The 14,973-nt window shown below is 66.3% G+C and carries 15 protein-coding genes; 8 read left to right on the top strand and 7 right to left on the bottom strand.

All coding sequences use genetic code 11. The annotated features are described in order from the left end of the window. Window positions 1-16: 16 nt before the first annotated feature. Window positions 17-1,492 carry a 4-hydroxyphenylacetate 3-hydroxylase family protein gene (locus tag AC1RMY_RS04640; RefSeq protein ID WP_492862772.1) on the bottom strand — a complete coding sequence of 492 codons (1,476 nt, stop codon included), beginning with the start codon at window positions 1,490-1,492 and terminating at the stop codon, window positions 17-19. A gap of 29 nt (window positions 1,493-1,521) precedes the next feature. After that, window positions 1,522-2,040 carry a flavin reductase family protein gene (locus AC1RMY_RS04635; RefSeq protein WP_492862771.1) on the bottom strand — a complete coding sequence of 173 codons (519 nt, stop codon included), beginning with the start codon at window positions 2,038-2,040 and terminating at the stop codon, window positions 1,522-1,524. Between the two features lie 138 nt (window positions 2,041-2,178). On the opposite strand from AC1RMY_RS04635, the gene AC1RMY_RS04630 reads away from it, so the two are divergent. Continuing rightward, the gene (locus AC1RMY_RS04630; protein WP_492862770.1) at window positions 2,179-2,700 is read left to right on the top strand and encodes a MarR family winged helix-turn-helix transcriptional regulator; all 522 of its coding nucleotides are present in this window, start codon (window positions 2,179-2,181) and stop codon (window positions 2,698-2,700) included. A 39-nt stretch (window positions 2,701-2,739) separates the two neighbouring features. On the opposite strand, the gene AC1RMY_RS04625 is transcribed toward AC1RMY_RS04630, so the two are convergent. From AC1RMY_RS04625 to AC1RMY_RS04610, 4 genes are all read right to left on the bottom strand, one after another. After that, window positions 2,740-3,600: a TIGR01459 family HAD-type hydrolase gene (locus AC1RMY_RS04625; protein ID WP_492862769.1), complete on the bottom strand. Its 861-nt coding sequence runs from the start codon at window positions 3,598-3,600 to the stop codon at window positions 2,740-2,742. Beyond that, window positions 3,600-4,544 carry a sugar kinase gene (locus AC1RMY_RS04620; protein WP_492862768.1) on the bottom strand — a complete coding sequence of 315 codons (945 nt, stop codon included), beginning with the start codon at window positions 4,542-4,544 and terminating at the stop codon, window positions 3,600-3,602. Before AC1RMY_RS04620 ends, AC1RMY_RS04625 begins: the two co-directional genes overlap by 1 nt. 123 nt (window positions 4,545-4,667) lie before the next feature. Further along, window positions 4,668-5,921: a hypothetical protein gene (locus AC1RMY_RS04615; RefSeq protein WP_492862767.1), complete on the bottom strand. Its 1,254-nt coding sequence runs from the start codon at window positions 5,919-5,921 to the stop codon at window positions 4,668-4,670. Between the two features lie 149 nt (window positions 5,922-6,070). Continuing rightward, window positions 6,071-6,661 carry a DUF1134 domain-containing protein gene (locus tag AC1RMY_RS04610; RefSeq protein WP_492862766.1) on the bottom strand — a complete coding sequence of 197 codons (591 nt, stop codon included), beginning with the start codon at window positions 6,659-6,661 and terminating at the stop codon, window positions 6,071-6,073. 309 nt (window positions 6,662-6,970) lie between these two features. Between AC1RMY_RS04610 and AC1RMY_RS04605 the strand changes: the two genes are divergently transcribed. Continuing rightward, window positions 6,971-7,462: a YHS domain-containing (seleno)protein gene (locus AC1RMY_RS04605; protein WP_492862765.1), complete on the top strand. Its 492-nt coding sequence runs from the start codon at window positions 6,971-6,973 to the stop codon at window positions 7,460-7,462. Between the two features lie 23 nt (window positions 7,463-7,485). Here AC1RMY_RS04605 and AC1RMY_RS04600 read toward each other — a convergent pair whose 3' ends face one another. Further along, complete coding sequence (locus tag AC1RMY_RS04600) at window positions 7,486-8,352, bottom strand: 3'(2'),5'-bisphosphate nucleotidase CysQ family protein (protein ID WP_492862763.1); 867 nt, start codon at window positions 8,350-8,352, stop codon at window positions 7,486-7,488. Between the two features lie 134 nt (window positions 8,353-8,486). Here AC1RMY_RS04600 and chpT point away from each other — a divergent pair, with 134 nt between their 5' ends. The 6 genes from chpT (at window position 8,487) to AC1RMY_RS04570 (ending at window position 14,906) form a co-directional block, all read left to right on the top strand. Continuing rightward, window positions 8,487-9,128, top strand: coding sequence for a histidine phosphotransferase ChpT (gene chpT / locus AC1RMY_RS04595; RefSeq protein ID WP_492862762.1), 642 nt, complete (start codon window positions 8,487-8,489; stop codon window positions 9,126-9,128). A 112-nt stretch (window positions 9,129-9,240) separates the two neighbouring features. Continuing rightward, complete coding sequence (locus AC1RMY_RS04590; RefSeq protein ID WP_492862761.1) at window positions 9,241-11,871, top strand: hybrid sensor histidine kinase/response regulator; 2,631 nt, start codon at window positions 9,241-9,243, stop codon at window positions 11,869-11,871. After that, on the top strand, window positions 11,871-12,413 hold the full coding sequence (locus AC1RMY_RS04585) for a chemotaxis protein CheW (protein WP_492862760.1): 543 nt from the start codon (window positions 11,871-11,873) through the stop codon (window positions 12,411-12,413). The genes AC1RMY_RS04590 and AC1RMY_RS04585 overlap by 1 nt, the downstream gene beginning before the upstream one ends. Before the next feature lie 30 nt (window positions 12,414-12,443). Further along, window positions 12,444-12,809, top strand: a complete 366-nt coding sequence (locus AC1RMY_RS04580; protein WP_327529288.1) for a response regulator — start codon at window positions 12,444-12,446, stop codon at window positions 12,807-12,809. Between the two features lie 109 nt (window positions 12,810-12,918). After that, entirely contained in the window at window positions 12,919-14,025 is a 1,107-nt protein-coding gene (gene cheB / locus AC1RMY_RS04575) for a chemotaxis-specific protein-glutamate methyltransferase CheB (protein ID WP_492862759.1), read from the top strand. After that, window positions 14,022-14,906: a CheR family methyltransferase gene (locus AC1RMY_RS04570; RefSeq protein ID WP_492862758.1), complete on the top strand. Its 885-nt coding sequence runs from the start codon at window positions 14,022-14,024 to the stop codon at window positions 14,904-14,906. The genes cheB and AC1RMY_RS04570 overlap by 4 nt, the downstream gene beginning before the upstream one ends. The last annotated feature ends 67 nt before the right edge of the window (window positions 14,907-14,973 follow it).

Genomic DNA, 14,973 nt, shown 5'->3' with positions numbered 1-14,973 from the left:
GCCAGCTCCGACGCGCTTATGCGGCGTGGCTGCGCGCTCTGTCCGCAGGCGTATTCTGGGAATCCAGCATGGTCTGGACTGCGCGGCCTGCACCGTCCCAATCATAGGTCCGGAACGAGTGGCCTTTTGTGACGAATGTCGCGCCCGCGTAGAACATCTCGTATTGATGGTGCCGCGATCCGAATTCGGAGCCCACAGCGTCCCAGGCGAGCTTATAGAACTTCACCCGGTCACGCGCATTGGCCTTTGCCGATTGCTGGGTCTTGTCGATCAGACCGGCGATGTCGGGGTCCTCGAAATCCTCCGCAGAGGATGGCAACATGATCATGCCGCCCCCTGCGAGCTCCCGAAGCGCACCGAGAACTTTGGGATAAAGCTGTTGCGTCAGGACCTGCGCCGCATAAAGCGTGTGGTGGTCGGGAATGAAGTACCCCGCCGCCATGTTGCCCTTCACCTCCATGGCGACGACCAGCGCGTCGACCATGGCGACCTCCGCCGCGAGTTGACCGAGCATCTCTCGAACCTGCGGGAATTGCGTGACGCCGTTGATCTCCGTCGTCCGAAAAGCCAATCCGACCAGGAATTTGAGCTTGACGTTGAGCCGCACCATCGCCTGATAGTTCTGATAGACGTGGCAGGGCGTCGCGTGAAACTGCTTTTGGCACATCGCGACATCGCTATCGACGAAGACGCGCTCCATCGGAACCCGGACGTCGTCGAAATACACCACCGAGTCGTTCTCGTCGAAACGGCTCGCCAAGGGGCTGTCGAAGCCAGAGCCGGCCGACCGCTCATAGGACTTTCGCGACAGCAGGGTCAGCCCCTTCGTGTTCATCGGGATGGCAAAAGACAGCGCATAGCGCTCCTCGCCAGGGCCAAGCGGCTGGATGCAACTGACGAATAACTCGTCCGCGATGACACCGCCGGTAGCGAGCATCTTGCCGCCACGCACGGTGATCCCGGCGGCATCCCTATCCACGATTCCGGCTACGAGACAGGGATCCTGCTGCTGGCCGGCGCTCTTCGAACGATCGGCTTGCGGATTGATGATCACGTAGCTGAGATAGAGATCGCGGTCGCGGGCGTAGTGATAATATTCCGACAGCGCGGATGCCGATCTGGGATCGTAAGCCTGAAAGACATCGAGCCCCATATACATTCCTGAAATGCACGATGCGACATGGTCCGGCGCCCGCCCCATGAAGCCGGCATGGAGCGAAGCCCAGGCCTCCAGGGCCTTGCGGCGGGTTTGGAGATCATCGAGACAACACGGCAGTTGCCATATCCGGTTGGCGCGCGCGCCATCCTCGGTCTCGAAGGTCATCAGTTCGCGCGCGTCCTGCGAATGCGCGAAATCGAACAAACTGGCCATTGAGCCCGCGACGTTGCGGAAGGCCATGTCGGTGGTGACATCTTCGACTCGTCGGCCATCGATATAGATGCAGCGATCGTCCTGGAGGCTGGTCAGATAATCTTGCCCTGATCGAGTCATGTCGTGTCCTCCCCGGCTGGAACGAACCCTCAGTAATGCATCGGCAACGGCCAGGCCGGCTCCCTCTCGACCTCGCTCTTGAGATCGCGATAGCGGCCACGAAAGAAGATGAGCGGCGCCGCGTCGCTCGAATGGACGGCGTGGCGCAGCACGCGCGCGACGAAGATCACGTGATCGCCGCCGTCATGATGGGCATAGGTTTCGCACTCGAAATGGGCGAGCGCCCCGGCGATCAGCGGAGCCTCGGCATGCCCGACGCTGGTCCGGACCTCGCTCCATTTGTCGCACAGTGCCCGCGCGAACTGGTCTGAGAGGTACTCTTGCTCGCGCGCCAGAACGTTGACGGCAAAGCCGGTGGCTTCGAGCATTCCCTGCAGGCTGTTGGCCTTGCGATCGACGCTGAACAGCACCAGCGGCGGATCGAGGGACACGGAATTGAACGAGCTCATCGTCATGCCGATAAGCTCTCGGCTCCGTGTTCGGGCGGTGATGATCGCCACACCGGTGGCGAACTCGCCCAGAGCATGCCTGAACAGACGCCCACTCATTGCGCACCACCTCCCATAGAGGTATATGCTTGCTAGATAGCTTTTATACAAAGCTATCTAGCAAATCTAGTCAAGCTGAATTTCCCGCATTCATGAGAGGCGAATCGTGCTTGGATTGGAGAGTGAGCGGAGGCGTCGGTGGCTGACGAAGAGAACTTCCTGACCGTGACACGACCCGAATTGCTTGCCGGTGCCGAGGACAAGGAATTCCGCGCTATGCTGTACGACTTCTTCGCATTCGGCAGCGTGCTCGATACCGCCCGCTCGGGTTTCGCCACCTATGTCGGCCTGACGCCGACCCAATATCTCAGCCTGATCGTCATCGCGCGGGCCGAAGAGCCGATCGGCGTCAACCAGGTGGCGCGGAGACTCCATCTGACGGGTGCGTTTGTCACGAGCGAGGTCAACAAGCTCGTTCTCGACGAACTCGTCGAGAAGAGGGCGCACCCGACGGATGGCCGCAGGGTTCAGCTCTTCGCGACCCAGGCAGGCTGGGACAAGCTCCGGCAACTGGCTGCTTTCCAACGGCCCGTGAATGACGCGCTGTTCGAAACCCTAACTGCGGAGGAGTTCTCGCAGCTCAGGAGCATCATGCGACGCCTCGCGACGGACGGCCCCCGCGCGCTGCAATTGCAGAAGTACTATCAGAGCGACAATTAACGGCTGCCAGTGCTGCCGCCCGAGAGTGGCCAAGGACGGCTACCCCAACGCCCCCATCGCCGCGACCGGCTTGACCGTCAGCCCCGCCAGCACGGCCTCCAGCCCCGCCGGATCGACCGCGCCGTCGCGGATCGTCTCGTCGCGATGGATTCCGCCGGCGATGAACAGACTGTCGAAGCCCATCAGCCGCGCGCCTGCGAGATCGGTGCGGACGGCGTCGCCGATCACAAGCACCCTCGCTGGATCGACCGGATGCCCGCCGCGCGCGCTTCGCGCAGCTTCCAGCGCGAGGTCGTAGGCCGGCCGATAGGGCTTTCCGGCCCAGGCGACGCTGCCGCCGAGTTCCTCATAGATCGCAGCCAGCGACCCGGCGCAGGGCAAAAGGTCATGCCCGACATGGACGACGAGATCGGGATTGCCGCAGATGAAGGGCACGCCCCGCGCCGCGAAACGCTCCAGCAGCGGGCGGTACTGCTCCGGCGTCTCGGTGCGATAATCGTTGAGCTCGGTCGCGACGACGAGATCGGCCTCGTCCTCGCCGACCAGTTCGATCTCTGCTCGGTCGAACACCGAGCGGTCGCTGTGCCAGCCGATATGGAAGACCTTGCGGTGATGGCTCTCGGCGATCAGCGCACGCGTCACGTCGCCCGAGGTCACGAGCCTGTCCCAGGCGCTGCGCGGCACCTTCTTCTTGTCGAGCAGTTCGACAACCTGTTCGGAAGGGGCCGGCGCGTTGGAGAGCAGCACCACCGCCCCGCCCTGCTCGCGATAGCGCGTCAGCGCCGCGCAGGCCGGCGGCAGCGCCCAGACGCCATCATGCACCACGCCCCAGACATCGCTGATCAGCACGTCATAGCGGGCGAGCAGCTTGCCCGCCTGGTCGAGCACCGGAACGCCCATCAGCCTGCCTTCTTCGCCTCGATAGCCATGCGCGCCTCGACATCGGCCCGGCGCGGCAGCGGCGCAACGGCGCCGAAGCCTTGCGTGGACAGGGCCGCGGCGACATTGGCGTAGGCGCCGGCCGCAAAGGCATCGCCGGTGCGGATATATTCGGCGAGGAACGCGCCATCATAGCAGTCGCCCGCGCCGGTGGCGTCGATCGCCTCGACCTTGATCGGCACCAGCCGCTCGCGGCGCTCCGGCGTCGCCACCAGCGAGCCCTCATGGCCGAGCGTCAGCGCCACGATCTTCGCGCCAAGCCGCAGATAGAAATCGGCTATAGCGTCGGCATCGCTGAGGCCGGTGAGCTGGGTCGCGTCGTCATAGCCCGGCAGCACGATGTCGGCCATGCCGCAGGCGGCGTTGATGATCGCCTTCGCCCGCGTCAGCGGCCAGAGCTTGAGCCGCAGATTGGTGTCGTAAGCCGTCATCACGCCAGCTTCGCGCGCGATCGCGAAAGCCTCGAACACTGCATCGCAGGCCGAGGCCGAGATCGCCTGGCTGATGCCGGAGGCCTGGACGATCCGCGCCGAGGCGATCAGGTCGCGCGGGATGTCGCGCGGGCCGACGAGGCTCGCAGCGGAACCGGCGCGCAGATAGGAGAAGACATGGCCTGATGGCCCGTGATCGACGAAATAGAGCCCGGTCGGCGCGCTCGGATGCGTCGAGACATGGGCGTCGTCAACGCCCTCGCGGCGCCAGAGATCGCGGATCGAGCGGCCCGCCATGTCGTCGCCCAACGCACCCAGATAGGCCGCCTTCGCGCCCTGCCTCGAAGCCGCGATGGCGCAGTTCGAGGTGTCGCCGCCATGGCCGAACTGGAAGGCGCCGGTCTCGGCACGGGTCGCATTGAACTCGCCGAGCGGTTCGCCGATGCAGAGAAGATCGAAGCGGGGTTCTGTCACGGAGCGGGAACCATCTCGGGCAGGAATCGGAAGCGATGCGCCGATCATGCGAAGGCGCATGAGCGCGCGCTTTCCTAGAGCATCGGCCCGAAAAGTGGAATGCCGTTTCGCATGCGGGCGGCTTTACTCGGCCGCTTCCTGCTTCGGCGGCAGCGCCATCAGCCGCTCGGCGACAGCCATGATTTCCTTGCGCAGCGCGGCATGGGCTACCGGATCGGACGTCGCGGTGCCCCCCTTGCCGGCCTGCGTCGCCTCGCGCTTCAGCCTGGCCCGCTCGGCGCGCGATTCCTCCAGCGCGCCGTGCAGGGTCTGGACCTCGGCATGCACCGCCTCCAACTGCGCCTCGCGGGTCCGCAGGTCCTCGCGCAGATCCGCGACCTCCTGCGACACGCGCTGCCGCTCGGCTTCGAGCGCAGCCTTCGCCTGGATCAGTTCCTGCTCCATCGCCTGCCTCGCTTCGTTGGTCTCCCCGAGCATCTGCGCTTCCCGTGCCAGAAGCGCCTGGATCCGCGCCGCCTCGGTTCCTGCCGCCACGGCCAGCGCATCGGCGGCGGCGAGCCCGGCCTCGGCCTGCGCGGCCCGCGCCGCCAGCGCATCGGCCCGCAGCCGCTCGCTGTCGCGATCGACCGTCATCGCCTTGAGCGCAGCCTGGCTGCCCTCGAAAGCATGCTCCTTCGACGCCAGCCTGTCGGCGAGATCGCGTTCCTTGCCTTCGAGCACCATGATCCTCGTGCGGTCCTCGACCAGCGCCACCCGGAGCTGGTCATGGTCCTGACGGAGTTGCGCAAGCTCGTTCTCGCGTTCGCTCAGAACAGCCTGGGTGCGGCCGAGCGTCTCGCGTTCGCGGGCCAATTCGCCGTCCCGCTCCGAGAGATCCGAACTGGTGCCGGTCAGTGCGGTCCTGGTCTCCGCGAGCGTATTCTCGACGCTGGCGAGATCGGCGATCCGCTTGTCCAGCGTCGCAGCCGTCTCGGCCAAAGCCGCGGTTTCACGCGCCAGCGCCGCGCGCGTATCGGCCAGTTCGCCGCTCGTCATCTCGAGGTCGCCCTCCAGCCCGACGATGCGCCCGTCGCGCTCGCGGAGCACGCCTTCGAGCTCGCCGATCCTCATGTCGCGCCGGCCGAGCTCCTGCATGGCGGCGGCCTTGGCCGCGAAGCCCCGCTCCGCCTCCTGCTCCAGCGTGCGGGCCCGCAAGGCGAGTTCGGCGCGCAGATGATCGCGGTCGGCGGCGATCTCGGCGAGCGACAGCGGAAACGCCGCCTCCGCACGTTTGCGCGCCAACCTGTCGGCGCGGCGCGCCAGCGCCGGCACTGCCGCCAGCGCGAGCAGGCTGGCGGACAGGAAGCCGAGCGTGACGAGCATGACAGCTTCAATCAAGACGTGCGGCTCCACATCCGGGGGGACGACAGGTTAGGACATCACGGCGGAAAGGGAAAACCTGTTCTGGTGCGCCCGCCTGCTTGGGCTCTCGTTGGGGAAAATTATTCGCGATACGGGGATTTCAAGCCCTCATTCCGCGAAGGCGTTCAGAACGGGTTCCAGGTCGCCTGCGGCGTGAACTTCAGATAACCGAGATTGACGCCCAGCCGCCAGCCGACGCCGGTGCGGATCGGCACCACGGTCACGCCTTCCGCCGTCAGCGCAGTGAAGCCGAAGCCGCCGACGAAATAGGCCGAGCCGTCGACGCCGGCGAAGCGCTGGTAGAGCGCCTCGACAGCCGGAAGGCCGTAAACCAGCATCATCGTACGAGCACCTTCGCCGCCGAAGTCGAAGCCGACCGACGGCCCCTGCCAGAACACCTTGCGATCGCCGGCATTGCGGGTGAAGAGGGTGCCTTCGCCATAACGCAAGCCCCCGACGAAGGCGCCGGCCGCTTCCTGACCGAGCACATAACCGTTCGGCTCGCCCCAGCGCCGGACCGCTTCCTCGACCGCCAGCGCGAGGCCGCGCGAGACATTGCCGAAGAACTGATGGCCGGAGGTGACGAGCTCGTTCTGCGAGAAAGACCGGCTCTGCCCATAGGATTGCTGGGCGAGCACCGGCCCGGCCGGAACAGACAATCCGGCGGCGCCGAGCGCGAGACCACCTTTGATGAGGCCGCGGCGGGTTTGAGTCATGAAATAGGTCTCCGGGTGGGGCGCCAGCATGCGCCGACGGTCCGCTCCGACGTCGCGATCCCCGGGCGTGCCTCAGCCCGCGAAGATCTCGCCGGAACGGTGGGTGAGTGCGCCGTGACCGAGCGATCCGGACAAATCCGAACCCCGGACGCGATGCCGCGCAAATGCGAACCAGTTCCGTAACCAGTTTGATACCCTCGAAAGTGTATCCAACCCGTGAAGATTGCAGAGCGGGCTCGGATTCCGCCGGCAGCGTGGAATCAGGATTTGCCCGTGATGAAGGCTGGAACAAGGCGGCGTCGGATTTCCATGGCCCTACGTGCGCTTGGCGTGCTGGGGGTGGTGGTCCATGGTCCCGCCTTTGCCGATGCGCCGGGCCTGCCCGCCGGATTGCCTGAGCTGCCGTCGCTGAGCGAGAGCATGCAGCGCGACATCCATTCCGGCCTCGCGCTGCGCGGCTACGACCCGGTCGCCTATCAGGTCGAGAAGCGTGCCAGGGCCGGACATCCCGACTACGAACTCGTCCATCAGGGCGCGGTCTGGCGCTTCGTCTCCGCCGCCAATCGCGAGGCCTTCCGCGATGCGCCCGGCGTCTACGAACCCGCCTTCGCCGGCTTCGACGCCTCGGCCGTCGCAGAAGGGCGCGCCGTCGACACCGATCCGCGCCAGTTCGCCATCATCGGTTCGCGGCTGTTCCTGTTCCGCACGCCCGAGAACCGCCGCAGCTTCGTCGAGGACGCGAGCCGGCTGAAAACGGCGGAAAGCAACTGGAGCGGCGTCTCGCAGGGCATCGCCCGCTGAGCGCGGCGAGGTGAGCGGCCCGCTCAGATCTTCGCTGCAGCCGTGACCGCGCGCCTGGCCAGGGCCTCGCTCGACGCCGCGATGAACGGCGGATTGCGGAAATCGCGGTCCGTGCGGCCGTAACGCGGCAGCGCCCCTTCGAGCGTCAGGACGATCCCTCCAGCCGCGGAAAGGATGGCGTCGCCGGCTGCGATGTCCCATTCCATCGTCTGGCCGCCGCGCACATGCAGGTCGGCCTCGCCCGATGCGATCAGGCCGAACTTGACCGCCGACGAGATCGGCAGCGTGCTGGCGGAGCCCATCGCCGCGGCCACCTCCTCGCTCAGCCGATCGCAATGGAAGCGGCTGATCAGCGTCTGCGGCCCCTTCCCCGGCAGCGGACGCACTGCGATCCGGTGAGCCTCGCCGATCATCGCGCCATCCGGCGCCATCGCTTGAGAGAAGGCCTCCTCACCCGCGAACCACAGCCGGCCGCTGGCCGGCGCCGCGATCGCACCCGCTACCGGCCTGTCGCCGCAGATCACGGCGATGGCGACGCAGTAGCTGTCGCCGCCGGCGAGGAATTCGCGCGTACCGTCGAGCGGATCGAGCAGGATAAACACGGGCGCGGGCGCCACGTCCGCCGCGCTTTCCTCGCTGATGACGGGGATGCCCGGCAGGAGGCGCGCCAGTTCGCGCTTGGCGGTGTGGTCGGCGGCCATGTCTGCCGAGCAGACCGGTGAGCCGTCGGGCTTGAGCTTCACGTCGCGCGCCGTGCGCATCGCCAGCAGGACAGCGCCGCTCAGCCGTGCCGCTTCCGCCAGCCGCCGTGCCAGATCGTTGCAATCGGCAAGGCGCGGATCGCGGATCGGCAGATCGTTCTGGCACACCTGCTGCTCGGCCGTCGTCACCTTTGCCTGTCCTTCGCTTCGCCCGGCCGTGAAATGGGGCTTAACCACATGAAAACCAAGATGCCACCATATCTGATGAGAACGGCGCTCAGTTCGCCGCGAGCGCCACGCAGCAATGACCCCAGGACATACCCATGACCGCCATCTCGCTCGAGCCGCTCGATCTGGCCGCGCTCCTTTGCAGCCGCGTCTGCCATGACGTGATCAGCCCGGTCGGGGCCATTGTCAACGCGTTGGAGGTGCTGGAAGAAGATGACCCCTCGATGCGCGACTTCGCGCTCGAACTCATCAAGAAGAGCGCGCGCAACGCATCGGCCCGACTGCAGTTCGCCCGGCTCGCCTTCGGCGCGGCCGGCTCGGCCGGCGCGATGATCGATCTTGGCGACGCCGGCAACGTCGCCAACGGCTTCCTCAACGACGAGAAGCTCTCGCTCGACTGGGAAGCGCCCCGCGCCCTGTTGCCGAAGAACCAGGTCAAGCTCTTGCTCAACCTGCTGGTCCTCGCCGCCCAGGCCGTGCCGCGCGGCGGCAAGCTCGTCTCGCGCACCACGGTCGAGGGCGAGCAGGGCAGCTTCACGATCAGCGCGACGGGCTCGCATGCGCGTATCCCGGCCCATGTTGAGGACCTGATCGCCGGCCGCTCCGAGACCGGGACGATCGATGCCCACGCGGTCCAGCCACTCTATACCGGGATGGTCGCCCGCGCCGCCGACATGGCCATTACCTTCGCAATCGAGGGCGATACCGTCACGATCACGGCGAGCAAAGCGGTTTGAAGCGGCATTCCGCCGAATAACGGCGGCTGTCGCGACAATCTCAACCGATCATAAACCCTTCTGCTGCTTAGTTCGGTGCAGTGTGTTGTCGCGTTGAGTGGTGGTCCCCTGCATGGACGACTTGCTGCAAGAGTTCCTAACCGAGACCGGCGAGAATCTCGATACGGTCGATCGGGAACTCGTGCGCTTCGAGCAGGAGCCGAACAACCGCGACATCCTGCGCAACATCTTCCGGCTGGTCCACACCGTCAAAGGCACCTGCGGCTTCATCGGCCTGCCGCGGCTGGAGGCCCTGACCCATGCCGCGGAATCCGTGATCGGGCAGTTCCGCGACGGCGCCAGCGTCAGTGCGATCGCCGTCACCGCCATTCTCGAGACGATCGACCGGGTCAAGGACATCCTGTCCGAACTCGCCGAGAAGGGCGAGGAGCCGCCCGGCAATGACGAAAACCTGATCCGGGAGCTCCACATCCTGGCGGAGTACGCCAAGGTCGAGCTGGAGCAGAAGTGCCCGCCGGGCGAGGACGCCGCCGATCCCGTGGCAGCCTACCTCGCCCGCCATGGCGGTGCGGCGCCGGAAAGGCCGGCAGAGGATGGGCTCGATCTCGTCTTCCGCAACGCACCCGGGCCGCAGCGCGGCCGCGACGGGCGCATCGAGCATGCCGACGCCGAGCACGGCGACGACGCCGCTATCCGCGAGAGCCGGCCGACCGGCCCGGCCACACTGCGCGTCAATGTCGACACCATCGAGCATCTGATGACGATGGTCTCGGAGCTCGTGCTGACGCGCAACCAGCTCCTCGAAATCTCGCGCAAGCAGGACGACACCGGCCTGAAGGCGCCGTTGCAGCGCCTTTCGCTGATCACGGCCGAACTGCAGGACGGCGTCATGAAGACGCGGATGCAGCCCATCGGCAATGCCTGGTCGAAGCTGCCGCGCATCGTGCGCGACCTCGGCGCCGAACTCGGCAAGCGGATCGAGTTGGTCACGGAAGGCGCCGATACCGAACTCGACCGGCAGATCCTCGACCTGATCAAGGATCCGTTGACGCACATGGTCCGCAATTGCGCCGATCATGCGATCGAGACACCGGCCGAACGCCTAGCGGCCGGCAAGGCCGAGCAGGGCACGATCCGCGTCGCCGCCTATCACGAGGGCGGCTCGGTGACGATCGCGGTGGCCGATGACGGGCGCGGCCTCGACATCGAGCGCATCCGACGCAAGGCCCTCCAGCAGGGGCTCGCCAGCGAGGCCGAGATCGAGCGCATGACCGACGTGCAGGTCAGCCGCTTCATCTTCCATCCCGGCTTCTCGACCACCGAGAGCGTCACCGCGATCTCGGGACGAGGCGTCGGCATGGACGTGGTCAAGGTCAATGTCGATGCGATCGGCGGCCTGATCGACATCGTCAGCAAGCCCGGCCTCGGCACCACGATCACGATCAAGATCCCGCTGACCCTCGCCATCGTGGCGGCCCTGATTGTCGTCTGCGGCGATCAGCGCTTCGCCATCCCGCAGATCGTCGTCCGCGAGCTGGTCCGCGTAAAGGCCGGCGCCGATCACCGCATCGAGGAGATCAACGGCGCGCCTATCCTGCGGCTGCGTGGGCGGCTGCTGCCGATCATCGCCCTGTCCGGCCTGATGGGCACGGCGGAGAACGCTCCCGAAGACGGCTTCATCGTCGTCACGCAAATCGGCGAGAGGCAGTTCGGCATCCTGGTGGACGGCGTCTTCCATACCGAGGAAATCGTCGTCAAACCGATGTCGAGCAAGCTCCGGCACATCCCGATCTTCTCCGGAAACACCATCCTGGGCGACGGCGCCGTCGTGCTGATCGTCGATCCCAATGGCATCGCCGGCATGGTCGGCGCCGCTGGAGCAGGCGATGCCTTTCACGCGGAGCCGCAGGCCGCGGCTGCGGCGCCCGCCAACGAGAAGACCACCGTGCTGGTGTTCAAGACGGGTTCGGAGGGCGTCAGGGCGGTTCCTCTCTCCCTCGTCACGCGCCTCGAGGAGGTCGAAGCCGCGCAGTTCGAGAACGGCAGCGGCCGCACGCTCCTGCACTACCGCAACCGGCTGGTCCCGGTCGTTCCCGTCGGCGAGACGAAGCTACGCAGCGAGGGACTGCAACCGCTGGTGATCGTCTCCGAGGGCGAGATGACGGTCGCGCTGGCCGTCGATGCGATCGTTGACATCGTCGATGAGGTACTCGACATCGAGATGGCGACCGCCCAGGATCGGGGCATCGTCGGCTCTGCGATGATCCGAGGCCGCGCCACGGACATCATCGACCTCGCCCATTACCTGCCGATGCACGAACGCGGCTGGCGCCATGCCGCTGCCGACCGCCTCGATTCCTCGTCGGCGGCGCAGATCCTGCTCGTCGAACCCTCAGCCTTCCTGCGGGACATGCTGACGCCGGTGCTGAAGGCATCGGGACACCGCATCGCCATCGCCACCAGCTTCGAAGCCGCGCGTCAGCAACTCGCCGATGGCGCGATCGACACGGTCCTCATTGACATTGACGGCGACATCGACGGCGCCTTCGCCTTCGTCGCGGCGCTCCGCAGTGGTCACGATGGCGACGGCTTCCGCCTCATCGGCATGACGGCGCTGGTGACGCCCGATCTCCACATGCGTGCCGGCCAGGCGCGGATCGACGAAGTCGTCGCCAAATTCGACCGGCGTTCCCTGCTCGGCGAGTTGGCGGAGCGTCGCCCCGGCATCAGGGAGGCCGCATGATGCTTCAGCACGCAGCCACGCTTCACCGGGCGCAGACGCGTCATCAGCCGGATAGCGGCGCGGCGGTCGACACGACTGTCGGCACGTTCGAATCCCTCGACTACGTCACCGTGATGATCGGTGACCAGATTCTCGGCCTGCCGATCGGGCGCGTGCATGACGTGTTCATCACCAACCGCATCACCCTCGTCCCGCGCGCACCATGCGAGATCATCGGCCTGCTCAATCTGCGCGGGCGCATCGTCACCGCGATCTGCCTGCGCAAACGCCTCGGCCGGCCGGTAACCCTCAGGCAAGATCGTGAGGGCAAAACGGAGCTGGTTGCCGTCGGCATCGACCATGGGGGCGAAGCCTATGCGCTGATCGTCGACGCCGTCGGAGAGGTCATGCGGCTGGATCAATCGACCTTCGAACCGAGCCCCGTCCATCTGGACCGCAACTGGGCGGCCCTCTCCACCGGCGTGCACCGCCTCGAGGACCGCCTGCTGGTGGTTCTCGACGTCGACGCCATCCTCGCACTTGAGCTGGATGCCGCAGCCTGACGCGCCGCCGCACCGATCTGGAGATTGACCATGAAGTATTGCCTCGTCGTCGATGACTCGGCCGTGATCCGCAAGGTTGCCCGGCGCATCCTCGAAGGTCTTCAGTTCCGCATCACGGAAGCCGAGGACGGCGCACGCGCGATCGATTCCTGCAAGGGGGAGATGCCCGACGCCGTGTTGCTCGACTGGAACATGCCGATCATGGACGGCTACGACTTCCTGCGCACGTTGCGCCAGATGCCCGGCGGCAAGCGCCCCAAGGTCGTTTTCTGCACGACGGAAAACGACATCGCCCATATCGCGCGGGCCATGCATGCCGGCGCCGACGAATACATCATGAAGCCGTTCGACAAGGAGATCGTCGCCTCCAAATTCCACCAGGTCGGACTGCTTTGAACACAGCCGCGGCAGCCCCCAATGCCAAACCGCCTCAGAGTGAGGTTTGTCAGCCGCTGCCGGTCGCAGGGCTGGGGTCAAGCAGGCAGAGCAGCGGAATGTGTGACGCATGAGCAGCCCCTCACCGACAGGTGGACAGAGGCACAAGACGGTCGTGATCGCCGACGATTCGGTCGTCGTGCGCGGCCTTTTCGCCCGCTGGCTCGGTGAAAGCGGACAGTTTCATCTCGTGGCCGTCGCCGGCGACGGCGAGACCGCGGTGGCCCATGCAGGGCGCTTCAAGCCCGATGTGATGGTGCTCGACCTCGACATGCCGGGCGTCGACGGCGCAACGGCCTTGCCCCAGATCCTCAAGGAAAGCCCCCATACCGGCATCCTGCTGGCGACGACGCTGAGCGAGCGCAACACGCGCATCGCCCTCGAATGCATGACCAAGGGCGCCATGGACGTCGTCTCCAAGCCCGACAGCCGCAGCGGAATGACGCTGTCCCTCGACTTCCGCAGCGAGTTCCTGCTCAAGCTCGGCAATATCGCGCAGACTCGGCTGCGGCCGGGGGCACTGCCACCAGAGATCGATGTCGATTTCACGCCGGCTGGCCCGACGAGTCTGCGCCAGTTCGTCTCGGTCGTGCCGCGCTACCTCGTCGTCGGCGCCTCCACCGGCGGCCCGCGCGCCGTAGCAAGGGTGCTTTTCGATATCGGCGACGCTCTGCAGGATCTGACGACGATCGTCGTCCAGCACATGCCCCCGCTCTTCACCGCCTCCTTCGCCGAGCAGATCGCCGGTTATATCGGCATTCCCGCACGCGAACCCTTCGACGGCGAGCGGCTTGCCCGCGGCACGATCTACATCGCCCCCGGCGGCCGCCATCTCGGCATCGATCGCCGGCTCGGTCACATCACGGCGAGCATCAGCGACGCTCCGCCGGTACGCTTCTGCCGGCCCGCGGTGGATGTGCTGTTCAGCGACGCGGCCCGCCATCTCGGCCCCGCCGCGCTCGGCGTCGTGCTGACCGGCATGGGCGCGGACGGCACGGAGGGCGCAGGCGCGCTGCGTCGGTCCGGTGCGGCCGTGATCGCCCAGGACGAATACAGCAGCACGATCTGGGGCATGCCCGGCTCGGTCGTCCGGGCGCAGCATGCCAGCGCCGTTATCCCGCTGGACGACATCGGCGGCGCGATCCGCGGCCTCGTACGCGCCGGTCAGCTCTCATGACGGACACGGATTTCAACTTCCTGCGCCTGCTGCTGCATCTCCGCTCGGGCCTCTCGCTCAGCCCCGAGAAGCGCTATCTGGCGGAGAGTCGGCTCGGCATCCTCTGCCGCCGGCGCGGCATCGCCGGCATTGAGACACTGGTCGAACAATTGCGCCAGGGCAACAACGCCGCGCTGGAACACGCCGTCGTCGAGGCGATGACGACGAACGAGACGCTGTTCTTCCGCGACCACACCCCGTTCGACCTGTTCCGCAACGTGATCCTGCCGGAGAAGCTGGCTGCCAACGCCGCGACGCGGTCGCTACGCATCTGGTGCGCGGCTGTCTCGAGCGGCCAGGAAGCCTATTCGCTGGCGATGATCCTGGATGAGATGGCGCCCCGCCTTGCCGGCTGGAAAGTCCAGATCATCGGCTCCGACATTTCGGCGGAAGTGCTGGAGCGCGCGCGCTCCGGCCTCTACAGCCAGTTCGAAATCCAGCGCGGCCTGCCGATCCAGATGCTCCTCAAGCATTTCCAGCAGAATGGCGACAAGTGGCAGGTTTCGGAGCGGCTGCGGGCGATGATCGAGCTGAAACAGCACAACCTGCTCGAAGCCAACGGCCATCTCGGCCAGTTCGACGTGATTTTCTGCCGCAACGTGCTGATCTATTTCGACGTTCCGACCAAGGCCAAGGTGCTGGGCCTGCTCGCACCACGACTCGCACCCGAGGGCGCCGTCGTGCTGGGAGCGGCCGAGACCGTGATCGGGATTTCCACCACGATCGTCCCCGACGCGAAGCACCGCGGCCTCTATCGCGACCGGCATTCGGCCAAGGCCCAGCCAGCGAGCATGTCCCTGCCCGTGGAACCTCGCCTCGCGCAGGGCGGCGCCCGCTTCTAGAACGCGTTTCCGATCAGACCGGATCGTTTCCGTTGCCGTCATCGCGAGCGCAGCGAAGCAATGACGG

The sequence above is a fragment of the Allobosea sp. GW822-FHT03F07 genome (assembly GCF_058801345.1).
Note: the sequence above shows the minus strand (reverse complement) of the source record. Positions and strands in the feature narration are given on the sequence as shown.

Coding starts and splice junctions, on each gene's coding strand:
- AC1RMY_RS04605 (WP_492862765.1), top strand. CDS start 6,971: ATGGCCCTACGTGCGCTTGGCGTGCTGGGGGTGGTGGTCCATGGTCCC.
- cheB (WP_492862759.1), top strand. CDS start 12,919: ATGAGCAGCCCCTCACCGACAGGTGGACAGAGGCACAAGACGGTCGTG.
- AC1RMY_RS04585 (WP_492862760.1), top strand. CDS start 11,871: ATGCTTCAGCACGCAGCCACGCTTCACCGGGCGCAGACGCGTCATCAG.
- AC1RMY_RS04610 (WP_492862766.1), bottom strand. CDS start 6,661: ATGACTCAAACCCGCCGCGGCCTCATCAAAGGTGGTCTCGCGCTCGGC.
- AC1RMY_RS04580 (WP_327529288.1), top strand. CDS start 12,444: ATGAAGTATTGCCTCGTCGTCGATGACTCGGCCGTGATCCGCAAGGTT.
- AC1RMY_RS04570 (WP_492862758.1), top strand. CDS start 14,022: ATGACGGACACGGATTTCAACTTCCTGCGCCTGCTGCTGCATCTCCGC.
- chpT (WP_492862762.1), top strand. CDS start 8,487: ATGACCGCCATCTCGCTCGAGCCGCTCGATCTGGCCGCGCTCCTTTGC.
- AC1RMY_RS04640 (WP_492862772.1), bottom strand. CDS start 1,492: ATGACTCGATCAGGGCAAGATTATCTGACCAGCCTCCAGGACGATCGC.
- AC1RMY_RS04635 (WP_492862771.1), bottom strand. CDS start 2,040: ATGAGTGGGCGTCTGTTCAGGCATGCTCTGGGCGAGTTCGCCACCGGT.
- AC1RMY_RS04625 (WP_492862769.1), bottom strand. CDS start 3,600: ATGGGCGTTCCGGTGCTCGACCAGGCGGGCAAGCTGCTCGCCCGCTAT.
- AC1RMY_RS04590 (WP_492862761.1), top strand. CDS start 9,241: ATGGACGACTTGCTGCAAGAGTTCCTAACCGAGACCGGCGAGAATCTC.